Here is a 16,513-nt window from a genome sequence, read left to right on the forward strand (position 1 = left end):
ATCGGCCCCCTATGATCGGTCTCGTTCTGGTGACGCATGGGCGGCTGGCCGACGAGTTCGTCACCGCGATGATCCATGTCGTCGGCCCGCAGGAGCGGGTGGCGACGATCGCCATCGGTCCCGAAGACGACATGGAGGAACGGCGGCAGGACATCGCCGCCGCCATCGCCGACGTCGATGTCGGCCGCGGCGTCATCGTGCTGACCGACCTGTTCGGCGGCACCCCGTCCAACCTGGCGATCAGCCTGATGGAACGCGGCCGGGTCGAGGTGATCGCGGGCATGAACCTGCCGATGCTGATCCGCCTGGGCTCCGCGCGCAAGGCGATGAAGGTCGTCGACGCGGTCGCCGCCGCGCGCGAGGCGGGTCGCAAATATATCTCGGTAGCGTCCGAGGTGCTTGGCGAGGCGGCGGCGTGACCGTCAGCCGCCAGGTCACCATCACCAACCGCCGTGGGCTCCACGCGCGCGCCAGCGCCAAGTTCGTCACCCTCGCCTCCGGCCTCCCCTGCGAGGTCGAGGTCAAGAAAGACGACGGCGCGGTCACCGGCACCTCGATCATGGGCCTCATGATGCTCGGGGCCGCGATGGGCGACACGATCACGATCAGCGCCAGCGGCGACGGTGCCGAGGATGCGGTGGGGCAACTGATCGGACTGGTGGAGGCCAAGTTCGGCGAGGATTGAGAGCGTCGCAGGCGAAATAGCGTCGCTATTTCGCCGACCAGCGGCCCTCCGGCCGGCGGCGCGTAGCGCCGACCGACGACACGGCTTTGCCCGGTCGCCCCGACGATGTAGCAGACGCCCATGCCCCGCCAGATCACCGCCTACTCCAATCCGCTGGTCAAGAGCGTCCGCGACCTGCGCGACAAGCGCCACCGCCGCGAGCAGCGCCGTTTCCTGGCAGAGGGCCTGCGTATCCTGACCGAGGCACGTGAGGCCGGGCGGCTTCCCGTTCTGCTGTTCTTCGCCCCGGCAAGCGCCGCTCACCCGCTGGTCCGCACGCTGGTCGACGAGGTCGAAGCGTCCGGCGGCGAGGCGATCGAGACGACGCCCGACATCCTCTCCAAATTGTCGGGCAAAGACAATCCGCAGGCCGTCGTCGGCGTGTTCGACGAGTTCGAGCTGACGCTGGACGATCTCGATCGCAGCGCCGCCGGCATCTGGCTGGTCGCCGAGCGGCTGCGCGATCCCGGCAATCTCGGCACCATCCTGCGCACCGGTGACGCGGTGGGTGCCGGCGGACTGGTACTGATCGGCGAGTGCGTCGACCCCTTCTCGGTCGAGGCGGTCCGCGCGAGCATGGGCGCCCTGTTCACCGTGCCTGTCGTCCGCTGCGAGTGGACGGCGTTCCTGTCATGGCTGCGGCAAGGCCCCGGTCAACTGGTCGGCCTAAGTCTGGACACCGAACACGACTATCGCGCCGCCCGCTATGCGGCGCCGACCTTCCTGCTGACCGGTAACGAGGCGCAGGGCATGCCCGACGACTATGCCGCCGCCTGCGACCTGCTGGTCAAGATCCCGATGCTGGGCAAGGCCGACAGCCTGAATGCCGCCGTCGCGACGGCGGTGATGGCGTATGAGGTGCTGGCCCAGCAGCGGGGGTGAACCCGACAGACGTCACCCCAGCGTAGGCCGGGGTGACGGAACTAGAGCGTGACCCACCGAAACTGAAGCACCTACCCGGCGAAGGCCGGGGTCCAGTTGGGAGGATGGTGATGAAGTGCGTTGCACGTCGTCCTGCCGATCTTCTCGACCAGGCAACGACCTCTGCCGGGGAGACAAAGTGGCTGGTTCGATCCGAGTGGATCACACTCCAGCCGTCGATCTCAACGGCCGGCGACCATCCCCGACACGGAGAGCGGCGAGCCGATCACCCGTCCCGCGACCATGCCGGTAACCCGGACTTCGGCACCATCCTCGATCACCACGTCGCCGCCGACCATACCGCCGATGGTGGCGCATACGCCGGAGCGGACGATGACGTCGCCCGCGATCATCCCGCCGACATCGCCCGACCGGTCAATCACCAGCGGCCCCCGATGCATGCCCTTCATTCCGCCGCTCCGCTCGTCGCACCGGCCAGTCGCGGTGCCTCGTCGCCATAGCGGGCGAGCGCCTCCACCGGTTCCACCACCGCCAGATCGCGGGCGCCGGGCTCGATATTATAGTCGCGCAGCTTGCGGGCGGACACCAGCGCACGCGATTCGAAGCTACTGACGAAGCTGTTGTAGTTGTTGACCGCGCTGGTCAGACCCGATCCGACCTTGCGCAGATCCTCCGATGCCTTGGCGAGGCGATCATAGAGTTCCTTGCCCAGCGTCCCGATCGCCCGCGCCTCGCTCGCCAGTTTCTCCTGCCGCCACACGGCCGACACGGTGCGGGCGATCGCAATCAGGTTGGTCGGTGTCGCCAGCAGCACGCGCTTATCGAACGCGAAGTCCCACAGCGTCGCGTCATGCTCCAGCGCGGCGGAGAGGAAATGCTCGCCGGGGACGAACATGATGACATATTCGGGCGTGTCGTCGAACTGAGCCCAGTACGCCTTGTTGCCGAGCCCGTTGACGTGCGCGCGCATCGAGGCGGCATGCTGCGCGAGGCCCAGCTGCCGCTCGCCCTCGTCGACCGCGCCGAACGCGTCCTGATAGGCGTTGAGCGACACCTTGGCATCGATGATGAGCGACTTGCCGCCGGGCACGCGCACGATCGCGTCGGGGCGCAGCCGCCCGCCCTCCCCGTCCGCGACGCTGACCTCCATCGCGAAATCGGTGTGCTCGGCCAGACCGCAGGTCTCCAGCACGTTGCGTAGCTGCTGCTCGCCCCAACGCCCGCGTGCCTTGGGGGCGTTGCGCAGCGCGTTGACCAGCTTGGCCGCCTCGCCGGAGACGCGCTCCTGGCCCAGTCGCATCTGCTCGATCTGGCCCTTCAGGTCGCCGAACGCGTCGCGGCGCTCCGCCTCCACCTTGGCGACGCCCTCCTCATAGCGTTGCAGGCGGTCGTTGACCGGCTGGAGCAGCGCGGCGAGCCGCTGTCCCTGCGAGCGCTCCGACTCGGTGAAGCGCTGCTGCGCGCGTTCGAGAAACTGGGCCTGCGCCGCCTCCAGTGCCTTGACCGCGGCAGCGCCGAACTGCGCATTCATCGCCTCCTTGAACTCGGCGAGTTGGCGCAGCGTCTCGGCGTGCGCGGCCTGCCGCTCCTCTGACTGGGCCCGAAGCGAGGCGAGGTCCTGCATCGCGCTGCGGGCGTGGTGGAGCTGGCGCTGCGCCTCCTCGTGCGCCGCTTGGCGCTCGGCAGTCTGGGCGCGGAGGCTGGCGACCTCCTGCATCGCCGCGTTGCGCTCGCGCTCGACCGCGTCGCGCGCCTGGCGGATCAGGTCGGCATCGGCCGCGCGCGACTGCGCGACCGCCAGATCGCTGGCAAGCGTAAAGCTGCGCCGGCCGGCGACCAGCCAGCCCAGCAGCAACCCGAAGCCAAGGGCGAGAAGACCGACGAGCAGGATTTCCATCATGCCCGCCCGTCCGAAATGGCGTGTGTACCGTACATCCGGCGGAACGTAGCCGGAACGGCGCGACCGTGACAATCCCGACGCGACGAAGCGAGCCGGGGTGCGCGCAAATTCAGCCCAGCCGGCGCTGCTTGGCCAGCTTCTTCAGCAGCATGTCGCGCTTCAGCCGCGAGACATGGTCAATGAACAGCACGCCGTCGCAGTGGTCGATCTCGTGCTGCATGCAGGTGGCGAGCAGCCCGTCCAGATCCTCCTCGTGTGCGCCACCGCTCTCATCGAGCCAGCGGACACGCGCACTGGCGGGGCGCTTCACCTCGGCATATTGTTCCGGGATCGACAGGCAGCCCTCATTATAGGTCGACAGCTCGTCGGACACCGACACGATCTCGGGATTGATATAGGCGCGGGGGTTGCGGACGGGCTTGCCCTCCTCGTCCTCCTGATCCTGCAGGTCGATGACGACAACGCGGCGATCGATGCCAACCTGGATCGCCGCCAGGCCGATGCCACTTGCGGCATACATCGTCTCGGTCATGTCCGCGACCAGCGTGCGGACCTCGTCGTCGATCGTCTCGACAGGCTTGGAGACAAGGCGGAGGCGGGGATCGGGGATCTCGACAATGGAAAGGACGGCCATGCCCGAGCGGCTAGGCGGCAGGGGCGCCCCGGTCAAGCATCAGCCCACCGGCCGCCGCGCGCGCAGCGCCTGAGCAAGCGTGCCCTCGTCCAGATAATCCAGCTCACCTCCCACCGGCAGGCCGTGCGCCAATTGGGTAAGGCGCACCGGGAACCGCTCGATCCGCTCGGCGAGGTAATGGGCGGTGGTCTGCCCCTCCAGCGTTGCGTTCATTGCCAGCACGACCTCATCGATGCCGCCCTCCTCGATCCGGCGGACCAGCGCGTCGATCGACAGGTCCTCCGGCCGCACGCCTTCCAGCGCCGAAAGTCGACCACCCAGCACATGGAAGCGGCCGGGAAAGAGCCGCGAGCGCTCCAGCGCCCATAGATCGGCGACCTCCTCGACCACGCACAGCGCCCGCGCGTCCCGGCGGGGGTCGGCGCAGATCGCGCACGGATCGGCGGTGTCGACATTGCCGCAGGTTCCGCAAGTCTCCAGCCGTTCCTCCACAGCCGCCAGCGCGGCGAGCAAGGGCCCGAGCGCCGCCTCACGCTTCTTGAGCAGATGAAGTACCGCGCGCCGCGCCGAGCGCGGACCGAGCCCGGGCAGGCGGGCAAGCGCCTGGGTCAGGGCTTCGATCTCGGGGGAGGCCATGCCGGAACAGATAGGGGGTTGCGCTGCCCCGCGCCAGCGGAGACAGCGCCGGCCATGCGGATCATCTTCATGGGAACGCCGGGCTTCGCGGTGCCGACGCTGGATGCGCTGGTGACGGCCGGGCACGATGTCGTGGCGGCGTACAGCCAGCCGGCCCGGCCGGGCGGGCGGCGCGGGCGCGAGCTGGTTCCCTCCCCCGTCGAGCAGCGTGCGACCGCGCTCGGCATCCCGGTACGCACGCCGGTGTCGCTGAAGGGCGCGGAGGAGCAGGACGCGTTCGCGGCGCTCGACGCCGACGTTGCGGTCGTTGCCGCCTATGGCCTGATCCTCCCGCGTCCCGTGCTGGCAGCACCTCGGCTCGGCTGCCTGAACGTCCACGGATCGCTGCTGCCGCGCTGGCGTGGCGCGGCACCGGTGCAGCGCGCGATCCTGGCCGGCGATGCAGAGACGGGTGTCGGCATCATGCAGATGGAGGCCGGGCTGGACACGGGACCGGTGCGACTGGAAGGCCGAACGGCGGTCGACGGCAAGACGGCGGGTGCGCTGACCGAAGAACTGGCGGCGCTCGGCGCGGCGCTGATGGTGAGGGTGCTGGCCCAGCCGGACGCCTATCCGCCGGTGCCGCAGCCCGAGGACGGCGTTACCTATGCCGCGAAGATCGACAAGGCAGAGGCGCGGATCGGGTTCGACCGGCCTGCGATCGAGCTCGAACGGCTGGTCCGCGCGATGAACCCGGCGCCTGGCGCGTGGTTCGAGGTGGCGGGCGAGCGGGTGAAGATACTCGAGGCGGTTGCCGATGGACGCGCGCCAGTTGCTGAATCAGGCACCGTAGTCGGTGCGGCGCTGGAAATTGCCTGTACATCAGGGGTGCTGATACCGACCCATGTTCAACGCGCCGGCCGTGGCGTGACCTCCGCAGAAGAGATGCTGCGCGGCTTTCCGATCCCGCCGGGCACCCGGCTTTGACGCGGTTCGCGCTGACGGTGGAATATGACGGCCGGCCCTTCATGGGCTGGCAGCGACAGGCGCACGGTCCCTCGGTCCAACAGGCGCTGGAAGAGGCAGCACGAGCGCTGACCGGCGAGACGGTCGCGGTGCACGCGGCGGGGCGGACCGATGCCGGCGTCCACGCACTGGCGATGCGCGCGCACTGCGACATCGCCAAGCCGATCGCGCCGTTCCGCCTGATGGAGGCGCTGAACGCGCTCCTCCGCCCCGCGCCGGTCGCTGTGCTGGCATGTCAGGTGGTGGCGGACGACTGGCACGCGCGCTTCTCGTGCCTCGGCCGGTCGTACGAGTATCGTATCGTGAACCGCCGCGCGCCGCTGACCTTCGAGCGCGGGCTGGCGTGGCAGGTGCCGCAGCCGCTCGATGCGGAGGCGATGGCGGCGGGGGCGGCGCTGCTGGTCGGGCGGCACGATTTCACCACCTTCCGCTCGGCCCATTGCCAGGCGGACAGCCCGGTGCGGACACTCGACCGGCTGGCGGTGATCCGCGACGCCGACATGATCGTGGTGGAGGCGGCGGCGCGCTCCTTCCTCCACCATCAGGTCCGCTCGATGGTCGGGTGCCTCGCGCTGGTCGGCATGGGACGATGGTCGCCCGACGAGGTCGGCGCGGCGCTGGCGGCAAGGGATCGCGCCCGGCTGGGGCTGAACGCCCCGCCGGACGGCCTGTTCTTTACCGGCGCGACATACCCCTAGCGGATGAAGCGCGCGGCCAGCTCGACATGGGTCGACCAGCGGAACTGGCCGACCGGCTGGATCCAGTCGATCCGCCACCCGGCCTGTACCATCCCTTTGGCATCGCGTGCGAAGCTCGACGGATTGCAGGAGACATAGGCGATGCTGCCGACGCTGCACGCGGCCAGCGCCGCCGCCTGATCGCGCGCACCGGCGCGGGGGGGATCGAGCACCACCGCGTCGAAGCGATCGAGTTCGGTGACGGTCAGCGGCCGGCGATACAGGTCGCGGTGCTCGGGGAACACCGGTCGGCCGCGCATGTTCGCCGCCGCCTTGAGCGCGAACAGCGCGTCGCGCGCGCCCTCTGCGGCATAGACCTTTGCCGGCAGCGACAGCGCGAAGGTGCCGAGCCCCGCGAACAGGTCGGCAACCGTCGTGGCACCATAGACCGCCTCGCGTACGGCGGTGACGAGTGCGTCCTCGCCGTCCTGCGTCGCCTGCAAGAAGGCACCGGCGGGCAATGCCACGGGCACGCCGCCGAGTGCGATCGTGACCGGCTGCGGCTCCCACCGCGCCTCTGCGCCCAGCCCGTCGTCGACCGAGAAGCGGGCAATGCCGTGCCGCTCGCAAAAGGCGGTGAGCGCCTCGGCGGCCGCGAGTCCCGTCGGTGCCCATCCGGTGACCAGAACGTCCGGCCCCTGATCGGCAAGCGCAAGATGAACGTCGGCACGCCGCTTCAGCCCCAGCTTCTGGAACAGCGCCCGAAGCGGCGCGACGAGCGCGAACAGCTCCGGAAGCAGCACATGGCACTCGCGCAGGTCGACGATCTGATGGCTCCCCTCCGCCGCAAAGCCGATCAGGCCGCGCTCGGCATGGAGCGTCGCGCGGCGCCGGGTGCGCGGCGGCGACAGCAGTGCGGGGCGGATCGGTGCCGACAGCCCCTGCGCATCGAGCGCGCTCGCGACCCGATCGATGCAGAACGCCGAGAACGCGGTATCGTCGAGATGCTGGAGCTGGCACCCGCCGCATTCGGGAAAGTGCCGGCAGGGCGCGTCCTGATGATGGGGTCCGGGCACGACCTGACCATCGTCGGTAAGCTGGTCACCGGGAGCGGCGAAGGCGGCGTGGCGGCCATCTGCGGCGACGCCGTCGCCACGCGCTGCCACACGGAGGATAGGGCTCATCGAACGCGCGATAGCGCGGCGGCGAGGTCGTCGGCAATGAAGGATCGCCCGCACGCCACGGCCGCACGGCCGTGCAGCCGGACGGCGGCGGTGGCGGCATCGAACGGCGACAGCCCCGCCGACAGCATCGCACCGGTCGCTCCGGCCAGAACGTCCCCCGTACCCGCCGTCGACAGCCATGGGCTGCCACCCGTGGCCACGATCACCCGGCCGTCCGGATCGGCGATGACGGTGTCCGGCCCCTTCAGCACCACGGTCGCGCCGCTCCGCGCTGCCGCGGCACGGGCGCGGTCGATACGGCTTCCTTCCCCCTTGCCGAACAGCGCGTCGAACTCGCCCTGGTGCGGGGTCAGGATGGCGGGTGCGCCGCGCGGCGCATCGGGATCGAGCAGGTGGAGCGCGTCGCCGTCGATCACCAGCGGCCGGCCGCTGGCGAGCACGGCGTCGAGCCTGGCGCGTGCGTCATCGTCGCGGCCGAGACCAGGGCCGATCACCACCGCCCCGATGCGCACATCGTCCAGCGCCTCTGCCGACCAGCGGCGACGGACGACGGCGTGTGGTGCTCCCTTCGGATCGCGTCCACCGAGATGCAGGACATATCCTGCGCCTGCGCGGAGTGCCGACACCGCTGCCAGTTCCGCCGCCCCGCCCATCCGGCCGGCGACCACCGCGACCATGCCGCGCGAATATTTGTGGCTGGCCGGCCCGGGCTCCGGCAGGTCGGCGCGGCGCATGACCGACGCGCGCGAAACGGGCGCGAGGCCGAGATCGATCAGCCGCACCTCGCCCATCAGGCCCGCCGCCGGATAGAGAAGGTGCGCCGGCTTGGCCGAACCCAGCGCCAGGGTCAGGTCGAAGCGCGGCACCATGCTCAGGCAGCAGCCGTCATCGCTGGCAACGCCGCTCGGCAGGTCGATGGCGACGCGGAACCGCGCCGCTTCGGCCAGACGGTGAAGGTCCGTTGCCACCCCGTCGGGCAAGGGGCGAGACAGGCCGGTGCCGAACAGCGCGTCGACCAGCACCGGGGCGGGCTGCGCCTCGGCGAGCGGCTCCACCGGCCCGTCCCAGCGGGTGCGGGCTGCACGCGCCAGATCACTCTTCGGCTCGCCAGCGGCGGCGATCCGCACGGCATGCCCCTGTTCCCGCAGCAGCCGCGCCGCGACATAACCGTCGCCGCCATTGTTTCCGGGGCCGCAGAGGATCAGCACCTCTGCCCCCGCGACCAGCCGGCGGATCGCGCCGGCTATCCCCTGCCCCGCCTGCTCCATCAGGAACGCGGAATCGCCATGCGCGGCTTCCGCAGAGCGCATCTCTGCCGCGGTCAGGATCGGGGTGCCGGTGATCGGGGACATGGCGACGGCTTTGGACCGCCGCGCGAAGTCCGTCAAAGCATCGGCGTCAGATATCCGCGTAGACGTGCCGCTCCGCCTGCGCGCCGGGATGCGTCACCGCGCCCGCCCAGGCGGGGCCGACATTCTGGGCATACCGCCACAGTGCGCCCGACTGATAGTCATTGACCCGTGGCCGCCATGCGGCACGCCGCTCGGCAAGCACCGCGTCGTCGACCAGCAGGTCGATCGTGCCCGCCTCGGCATCGATACGGATCGTGTCGCCATTCTCGACCAGGGCGATCGGTCCGCAGTCGGCCGCTTCCGGCCCGACATGGCCGATACAGAAGCCGCGCGTCGCCCCCGAGAAGCGCCCGTCGGTGATGAGAGCGACCTTCTCGCCCATGCCCAGGCCATAGAGCGCCGCCGTCGTCGACAGCATCTCGCGCATCCCGGGACCGCCCTTTGGCCCCTCATAACGGATGACGACCACCTCGCCCTCGACGATCGAGCGCGCCTCCACCGCGGCAAAGGCTTCCTCCTCGCAGTCGAAGCAGCGCGCCGGCCCCTCGAACTGCAGCCGGTGCATGCCCGCGACCTTCACGATCGCCCCCTCGGGCGCTAGCGAACCGCGCAGCCCGACGACGCCGCCGGTCGGAGTGATCGGCGTCTTCGCGTCGTAGATGACCTTCTGGTCCGGGTTCCACGTCACCCGCTCGATATTCTCGGCGAGCGTGCGGCCGGTCACGGTCATGCACTCGCCGTGAAGCAGCCCCTCGGCCATCAGCGTCTTCATCAGCATGTAGATGCCGCCGGCGTCGTACATGTCCTTGGCGACGTATTTCCCGCCCGGCTTCAGGTCGGCGATGTACGGCGTCGTCTTGAAGATCTCGGCGACGTCGAACAGGTCGAACGTGATCCCTGCCTCGTGTGCCATCGCCGGCAGGTGGAGCGCGCCGTTGGTCGACCCGCCGGTCGCCGCGACGATCCGGGCAGCGTTCACGAACGCCTCGCGCGTACAGATGTCGCGCGGGCGGATGTTGGCGGCGATCAGCTCCATTACCTGCGCACCGGCCGCGACCGCGATCTGCTCGCGGCTGGTATAGGGCGCGGGCACCATGTTGCTGTTGGGCAGGCTCAGCCCGATCGCCTCGCCGACGCACGCCATGGTGTTGGCGGTGTACTGGCCGCCGCATGCGCCGTGCCCGGGACACGCGACCTTCTCGAGTTCGTGCACCTCACCCAGCGGACAGGCGCCCGCGGCGTAGCGGCCGACCACCTCGAACACGTCGACAACGGTGACGTCGCGATCGTGGTACCGGCCAGGCAGGATCGATCCGCCATAGACGAAGATCGACGGCACGTTCAGCCGCAGCATCGCCATCATCATGCCCGGCAGCGACTTGTCGCAGCCGGCAAAGCCCACCAGCGCGTCGTAGCAATGGCCGCGTATCGACAGCTCGATCGAATCGGCGATCACCTCGCGGCTGACCAGAGAGGATTTCATCCCCTGATGGCCCATCGCGATGCCGTCGGTAACGGTGATGGTATTGAACCGCCGCGGCAGTCCGCCGCCCTCGACCACCCCGCGCTGCGCGGCATCGGCCTGCGCATCGAGCGCGGTGTTGCACGGCGCGGAATTGTTACCGGCAGAGGCGAGCGCGACGAACGGCCTTGCGATCTCCTCCTCGGTGATCCCCATCGCGTAATAATAGCTGCGATGCGGTGCGCGCTCGGGGCCGACGGAAACGTGGCGGCTGGGCAGGCGGGACTTGTCGAAACGGGATGCACTGTCGGTCATGATGGCGTCGCCTATGTCGCGCACGGCGGGGTTGGCGCAAGCAAATTGCGCATCACAGCCCTCCGCTGGACCATATGGCCGTAATCGATACAGCGCCGTAGAGGGATCGTCTGCGCCGCACAGAGAACATCATGATCCTCCCCGAACTCCTCCTGCCCACCTACGTGCAAATGCTGGGTGCCCTCTCATCCTGGCTCGGCAAGGCCGCGGAGCAGCGGCCGGACGATGCAGAGGCATTGCTGACGGCGCGACTGGCGCCAGACATGTTTCCGCTGTCCACCCAAGTGCGCTTCGCCTGCGTGCAGGCGCAGGAGGGCGTGTTCCGGCTGCGGGGAGAGACGTTTTCGCCCTCGATCACGACGCTGTTGGACGAGGGCCGCAACGCTGCGGAGCGTCCCGGATCGATCGCGGACGCGCAGGCGCGGATCGGCGAAACGCTGGCAGTGGTGGAACGTGCCGCGTCGGATATGCCCAGCATGGATCCCGCTACGGCGATCGCCCATGCACTGCCGCAGGGCATGGTCTTCGACCTGACTGCCGAGCAATATGCGCGCGACTGGGCGCTGCCGCAGTTCTACTTCCATGTGATGACGGCCTACGCGATCCTTCGCGCGCAGGGCGTCATGTTGGGCAAGGCCGACTATGTCGCGCACATGTTCGCATATCTGCGTCCCGGCACGCTGCCTTCGTCATAGCAGGCAGGGCGGAAGAGCGGCCCCTGCGTCCTTACAGCGCCGCCAGCGCCTTCGCCACGCCGTCCATCGTGAACGGCTTCTGCAGGACCGGCCGGTCGCGAAAGCGTTCGTCGACGCTGTCGTCGCTGCCACCGGTCGCGAAGACGAAGGGTACGCCGGCATCGGCCAGCGCCTGCGCCACCGGGGTGCTCTTCTCGCCGCCCCGCAGGTTCAGGTCGAGGATCGCGGCGTCGATACCGCCCTGCTCCACCCGTTCGAGCGCACCAGCGACGGTGTCGGCATTGCCGGCAACGGTCTGCTCGAGGATCTCGAGGAAGTCCTCGAGCATCATCGCGATCAGCGGTTCGTCTTCGACGATCAGGATGTTCTTGGCGGTCATCGTGCCCGCCTTTGCCTCAATCGGAACGATCTGGCAACGGGTTCGCCTGTCCCGCCAATCGCGCCGCGTCGGCGAGCTGCTGGACCGAGAAGGGCTTGGGAAGAAAGGCGACATTGTCGAGGTCTATCGACTTGCGCAGCTGTTCCTCGGCATAACCCGACATGAACAGAACGGGAAGATCCGGATAGCGTTCTCGGACTTTTCGGACCATCGTGGGTCCATCCATCGATGGCATCACGACATCGCTGATGAGCAGGTCGGGTCGTGCCGCCGTCTCGATCAGCTCCAGCGCCGCCTCGCCATTCTCGGCGGTCAGCACCGTATATCCCTGTCGGGTCAGCGCACGCTCGGCCACCGCACGGACCATGTCCTCATCCTCGACCAGCAGGATCGTCCCCTGCCCCCAGGCCGGGTCGACGCGTGGCGGTGTCTTCACCGGCGCCCGGACGGCGGGCGCCGGACCGGCAGCGTGGACGGGCAGGTACATGGTGAAGGTCGCGCCCTTGCCGGGCTTCGAATCAGCGAAGATCCAGCCACCGGACTGTTTGACGATGCCGTACACGGTGGAAAGGCCCAGGCCGGTGCCTTTGCCGGTTTCCTTGGTGGTGAAGAAGGGCTCGAAGATCTTGGGCAGCACGTCGGCGGGAATGCCCGTGCCCGTGTCGCAGACCGACAGGGCGGTATAGTCGGCGACGGGCAGGATGTCGTTCTTCATCGCCCGCACTTCCGCTGCGGATACTGCACATGTCTGGATGGTCAGCGTGCCGCCGCCATTCGGGTTGGCGGTCAGCATCGCGTCGCGGGCATTGACCGCCAGGTTGACGACGACCTGCTCCAGCTGCCCCGGGTCGGCGCGGACCGGCCCCAGCCCGCGACCGTGGCTGACGTCCAGCCGCACCGTCTCGCCCATCAGCCGCTTCAACAGGGTCGACACCTCTGACACCACGTCGGGCAGCTGCAGGATCTGCGGACGCAGGGTCTGCTGGCGGCTGAATGCGAGCAGCTGGCGGGTCAGGCTTGCGGCGCGGTTCGAGTTGGTGCGGATCTGCTGGATGTCGTCATAATCGCTGTCGCCTGGCGAGTGACGCATTAGCATCAGGTCGCAATGGCCCAGGATCGCGGTCAGGATGTTGTTGAAATCATGCGCGACGCCCCCGGCCAGCTGGCCGACCGCCTGCATCTTGGTCGCCTGTGCGACCTCGCGTTTCAGGCGGGTTTCCTCGGAATTGCTCTTCAGGCTGAGCAGCACGGCCGCGTCGCCCAAGCCTCGCGCGCCGGCGATGGTCAGCGATACGGGCTCGTCGGGATGATCCTTCAGCCGGACCGCCATGTCCGCGGAGTGCGTTGCGCCGCTTGCGAAGCGGCGGATCGCGTCGGCGACTGCCGCCTTGTCCTCGCGCACCACCAGGTCGCCCGGATAGAGCGGCATGGCGGCGGGATCGACCGCCGCGGCGCGGACAAAGGCGTTGTTCATCTGCAGAAAACGGCCTTCCCGGTCGACCAGCGCCATGCCGAACGGCATCAGCCCGACGAACGAGCGCACATGCTCCGACCCCGACCCGCCGACTGCCGCGACCGGCGCGGCGAGGTCGTCGAGCAGCAGCACCATCAGCGGCGCATCCTCCGCCTCCAGGAACGGGATCTCGACGAAGCGCAGCGGTGGACCGCGTTCCCCCTCGCGCGCCAGCCGCAGCATGCCGCGACCGTCGCCCGCGATCACAGTCGCCAGATCGCGCCCGTCGAGCGTCCCTCCGCCCTCTCCCAGCGCACGACGGGTCAGGCCGGGGTCGGCGGCGATCACCGTGCCGTCGTGCGCGACCAGCGCCGCCATCGCCCCTGCCCGGCCGAGCCGGTCGCCGATCGGCCCGGCGATCAGCTGGCGAAGCGACTCGAGCGCGTCGCGCGAGTGGCGACGGCCGACGCGCCACACCAGCATGTCAGCCTCGTCGCCCGCCCGGTTGACGGTGATGTCGTAAAGGTCATCGACCCCCTCCAACTCCGCCACTCCGTCGCGCCACGCGGTCCGTCCGGCCGAGGCCAGCATGTCGATCGCCTCCGCGCTCAGTGGCAGCCCGGGCGGGGTCGGCAGGTCGGGGAATAGCTCGACGAACGCGTCGTTGGCGCAGACCAGCCGGCCACCGCGATCGGTGACCGCGACCGGGTCGTCATTGGCAGAGGCGATCGCGCGCGACAGGTTCCAGTCGATGGCGCGCAGCGCCGGCGGTGCCACCGGCGCCAGCAGCCGCCAGGCGATCGCCACGCCACCGGCGACTATCCCGGCGCCGAGGAACCCGGCCGCCACCGTCCAGTCACGCGCGAAGACAAGGACCAGCCCCGCCGACAAAAGGGCGGCGAGCCCCGCGATCAGCGCGGCGGTGCGGACGGGGGAGATACGGGACGCGAACGGCATGCACCCTCTTCGGGCGCGGCGGGCGGGTGCGTCAAGCGGGCGGGCGGCACCGGTCGGCCCGCACGGGCGGCTGGGCGTGTTGCGCCTCACGCTCCGCGTCGCAGGAGAGTCCTAAAGCATCATCCCGGCGCACGCCGGGATGCAGGACAGGAAAAGGGGCGACCGCGTCCCGGCGACGCCCCCTTCCCGCTTACCAGACCTTGATGCGATCCGCGGGCGCCAGATAGAATTTGTCGCCCGGCTTCACCCCGAATGCGTCGTACCACGCGTCGACGTTGCGCACGACGTACGGACGCCAGTTGCCCGGCGTATGCGGATCGGTGGTCAGCTGCTGCCGGATCGCCGCCTCGCGCGCCTTGTTCTGCCAGACCTGGCCAAAGCCCAGGAAAAAGCGCTGGTCGCCGGTATAACCGTCGATCACCGGCGCCGGCTTGCCGTCCAGCGAGATCTTGTAGGCGTCATAGGCGACGTTGATGCCGGCCAGATCGGCCATGTTCTCGCCCAGCGTCAGCTCGCCGTTGACGTGCATGCCCGGGATCGGCTCGTACGCGCCGTATTGCGCGACGACGCGGTCGGTATAGCCCTTGAAGCGCTCGGCATCCTGCGGCGTCCACCATTCGACCAGATTGCCCTTGGGATCGAATTTGCGGCCCTGGTCGTCGAAGTGGTGGCTGATCTCGTGACCGATCACCGCCCCGATCGCGCCGTAATTGACCGCCGGGTCGGCATTCGGATCGAAGAAGGGCGGCTGCAGGATCGCCGCCGGGAACACGATCTCGTTCATCAGCGGGTTGGCATAGGCATTGACCGTCTGCGGCGTCATGAACCACTCGCTGCGGTCGACCGGCTTGCCGATCTTGGCGAGCTGCCGGTTATACTCGAACTCCGCCGAACGGTCGGCATTGCCCAGCACGTCGCCGGGCACGACCTTCAACGCCGAATAGTCGCGCCACTTGTCCGGATAGCCGATCTTCGGGGTGAACGCCGCCAGCTTGGCGCGCGCCTTGACCTTCGTCTCCGGCGCCATCCACTGAAGGTTGGCGAGACGCTTGTCATAGGCAGCGATCAGGTTCTTCACCAGCTCGTCAGCCTTGGCCTTGGCTTCGGGCGGGAAATAGCGCTGGACATAGACCTGGCCGACCGCCTCGCCCAGGCTGCCGTTGACCAGGTCGACACCGCGCTTCCACCGGTCCTTCAGCTGCGGCGTGTCGCTCAGCGCCGTGCCATAGAAGGCGAAGTTGGCATCGACGAACGGCTTCGACAGCAGCGGCGCGGCGTTGCTGATCTGGTGGAACGCGAGATAGTCGCGCCACGTCGCCATCGGGGTCGCACCGATGATCTTCGCGGTGCCGGTCAGCGCAGACGGCTGCGACGCGATCAGGCGCGGCTGGCCGGCAACGCCCGCCGCCTTCAGATAGGCCGCCCAGTCGAAACCGGGCATCTTCTTGCCCAGGTCACGCTCGGCGATCGGGTTGTAGAGCTTGTCGACCTGCCGCTGCTCGGCACGGGTCCAGTGGACCTGCGCGATCTGCTTCTCCAGATCGAAGATGCGCTGCGCCGCCGCTTCCGGGTTCGGCCGGCCGGCGAGGCGCAGCATCGTCGCGATATGGGCGATGTACTTGGTCCGGATGTCGGCGAACTTGGGGTTGTCGACCAGATAATAGTCGCGGTCCGGCAGCCCCAGGCCGCCCTGTCCGGCATAGACCGAGTAGAGGCTGTTGTCCTTCAGGTCCTGCTCGACGCCGACACCGATCGGGGTCGAGATACCGCGACGACCGAACTCCGCGAAGATCGTCGCGAGCTGCGCGGGCGTGCGGACCGCATCGATCTGCGCCAGATACGGCTTCAGCGGCGTCGCGCCCGCCTTCTCGATCGCGGCGTCGTCCATGAAGCTGGCATAGGTGGTGCCGATCTTCTGCTGCACGCTGCCGGGTGCGTTCTGCGCCCGCGCCGCTTCCTCGATCAGCTGGCGGGTGCGCTGGTCCGACAGGTCGCGGAGCACGCCGAAGCCGCCCCAGCTGGCGCGGTCGGCGGGGATCTGGGTCCGGTCCTGCCACGCGCCGTTGACGAAGCGGTAGAAATCGTCGCCGGGCTTCACCGACTTGTCCATGCCGGTCAGGTCGACGCCGAAATCGCCCAACTTGGGCTTGCCGGCGGCGGGTGTCGACGACTGGGTGGGTGCCTGCGTCTGCGCGACGGCGGCGGTGGTGGCACAGGTGAGCAGCAGGGCAGCGAGCAAGCGCTTCGACATCATGTTT

General features: G+C 69.0%; 16 protein-coding genes. 6 read left to right on the forward strand and 10 right to left on the reverse strand.

The window, feature by feature from the left end:
* The first annotated feature begins 11 nt into the window (after nucleotides 1-11).
* The 3 genes from Q5H91_RS03845 (at nucleotide 12) to Q5H91_RS03855 (ending at nucleotide 1,606) form a co-directional block, all read left to right on the forward strand.
* Nucleotides 12-419, forward strand: coding sequence for a PTS sugar transporter subunit IIA (locus Q5H91_RS03845; protein ID WP_305171888.1), 408 nt, complete (start codon nucleotides 12-14; stop codon nucleotides 417-419).
* A complete protein-coding gene (locus Q5H91_RS03850; RefSeq protein WP_305171889.1) occupies nucleotides 416-685 on the forward strand; it encodes an HPr family phosphocarrier protein in 270 nt (89 codons plus the stop codon). The genes Q5H91_RS03845 and Q5H91_RS03850 overlap by 4 nt, the downstream gene beginning before the upstream one ends.
* Before the next feature lie 120 nt (nucleotides 686-805).
* Complete coding sequence (locus tag Q5H91_RS03855) at nucleotides 806-1,606, forward strand: TrmH family RNA methyltransferase (protein ID WP_305171890.1); 801 nt, start codon at nucleotides 806-808, stop codon at nucleotides 1,604-1,606.
* A gap of 221 nt (nucleotides 1,607-1,827) precedes the next feature.
* Here the strand turns inward: Q5H91_RS03855 and Q5H91_RS03860 are convergent, their stop codons facing one another.
* The 4 genes from Q5H91_RS03860 to recR all read right to left on the reverse strand — a co-directional run bounded on the left by Q5H91_RS03860 (nucleotide 1,828) and on the right by recR (nucleotide 4,776).
* Nucleotides 1,828-2,055, reverse strand: coding sequence for a hypothetical protein (locus Q5H91_RS03860; protein ID WP_305171891.1), 228 nt, complete (start codon nucleotides 2,053-2,055; stop codon nucleotides 1,828-1,830).
* Nucleotides 2,052-3,506: a DNA recombination protein RmuC gene (locus Q5H91_RS03865; RefSeq protein ID WP_305171892.1), complete on the reverse strand. Its 1,455-nt coding sequence runs from the start codon at nucleotides 3,504-3,506 to the stop codon at nucleotides 2,052-2,054. Before Q5H91_RS03865 ends, Q5H91_RS03860 begins: the two co-directional genes overlap by 4 nt.
* A 109-nt stretch (nucleotides 3,507-3,615) precedes the next feature.
* Nucleotides 3,616-4,140, reverse strand: a complete 525-nt coding sequence (gene def, locus Q5H91_RS03870) for a peptide deformylase (protein WP_305171893.1) — start codon at nucleotides 4,138-4,140, stop codon at nucleotides 3,616-3,618.
* A 39-nt stretch (nucleotides 4,141-4,179) separates the two neighbouring features.
* The gene (recR, locus tag Q5H91_RS03875; protein WP_305171894.1) at nucleotides 4,180-4,776 is read right to left on the reverse strand and encodes a recombination mediator RecR; all 597 of its coding nucleotides are present in this window, start codon (nucleotides 4,774-4,776) and stop codon (nucleotides 4,180-4,182) included.
* A 54-nt stretch (nucleotides 4,777-4,830) separates the two neighbouring features.
* Here recR and fmt point away from each other — a divergent pair, with 54 nt between their 5' ends.
* Together fmt and truA are read left to right on the forward strand one after the other, a co-directional pair.
* Nucleotides 4,831-5,742 carry a methionyl-tRNA formyltransferase gene (gene fmt, locus Q5H91_RS03880; protein WP_305171895.1) on the forward strand — a complete coding sequence of 304 codons (912 nt, stop codon included), beginning with the start codon at nucleotides 4,831-4,833 and terminating at the stop codon, nucleotides 5,740-5,742.
* A complete protein-coding gene (gene truA, locus Q5H91_RS03885; protein ID WP_305171896.1) occupies nucleotides 5,739-6,479 on the forward strand; it encodes a tRNA pseudouridine(38-40) synthase TruA in 741 nt (246 codons plus the stop codon). The genes fmt and truA overlap by 4 nt, the downstream gene beginning before the upstream one ends.
* Here truA and Q5H91_RS03890 read toward each other — a convergent pair.
* From Q5H91_RS03890 to ilvD, 3 genes are read right to left on the reverse strand one after another with little or no spacing between them, the layout of a single operon-like run.
* On the reverse strand, nucleotides 6,476-7,642 hold the full coding sequence (locus Q5H91_RS03890; RefSeq protein ID WP_305171897.1) for a class I SAM-dependent RNA methyltransferase: 1,167 nt from the start codon (nucleotides 7,640-7,642) through the stop codon (nucleotides 6,476-6,478). The genes truA and Q5H91_RS03890 overlap by 4 nt on opposite strands.
* Nucleotides 7,639-8,994, reverse strand: a complete 1,356-nt coding sequence (locus tag Q5H91_RS03895) for an NAD(P)H-hydrate dehydratase (protein WP_305171898.1) — start codon at nucleotides 8,992-8,994, stop codon at nucleotides 7,639-7,641. Before Q5H91_RS03895 ends, Q5H91_RS03890 begins: the two co-directional genes overlap by 4 nt.
* Nucleotides 8,995-9,040: 46 nt before the next feature.
* A complete protein-coding gene (gene ilvD / locus Q5H91_RS03900) occupies nucleotides 9,041-10,771 on the reverse strand; it encodes a dihydroxy-acid dehydratase (RefSeq protein WP_305171900.1) in 1,731 nt (576 codons plus the stop codon).
* A gap of 131 nt (nucleotides 10,772-10,902) precedes the next feature.
* On the opposite strand from ilvD, the gene Q5H91_RS03905 reads away from it, so the two are divergent.
* Complete coding sequence (locus tag Q5H91_RS03905) at nucleotides 10,903-11,466, forward strand: DUF1993 domain-containing protein (protein ID WP_305171901.1); 564 nt, start codon at nucleotides 10,903-10,905, stop codon at nucleotides 11,464-11,466.
* A gap of 31 nt (nucleotides 11,467-11,497) precedes the next feature.
* Here Q5H91_RS03905 and Q5H91_RS03910 read toward each other — a convergent pair whose 3' ends face one another.
* From Q5H91_RS03910 to Q5H91_RS03920, 3 genes are all read right to left on the reverse strand, one after another.
* On the reverse strand, nucleotides 11,498-11,845 hold the full coding sequence (locus Q5H91_RS03910; RefSeq protein WP_305171902.1) for a response regulator: 348 nt from the start codon (nucleotides 11,843-11,845) through the stop codon (nucleotides 11,498-11,500).
* 16 nt (nucleotides 11,846-11,861) lie between these two features.
* A complete protein-coding gene (locus Q5H91_RS03915; protein WP_305171903.1) occupies nucleotides 11,862-14,255 on the reverse strand; it encodes a hybrid sensor histidine kinase/response regulator in 2,394 nt (797 codons plus the stop codon).
* Between the two features lie 190 nt (nucleotides 14,256-14,445).
* Nucleotides 14,446-16,506, reverse strand: coding sequence for a M13 family metallopeptidase (locus Q5H91_RS03920; protein WP_305171904.1), 2,061 nt, complete (start codon nucleotides 16,504-16,506; stop codon nucleotides 14,446-14,448).
* Between the last annotated feature and the right edge of the window lie 7 nt (nucleotides 16,507-16,513).

It is taken from the genome of Sphingomonas aurea (assembly GCF_030678875.1).
In the GTDB taxonomy this organism is placed as follows: Bacteria; Pseudomonadota; Alphaproteobacteria; order Sphingomonadales; family Sphingomonadaceae; genus Sphingomonas; species Sphingomonas aurea.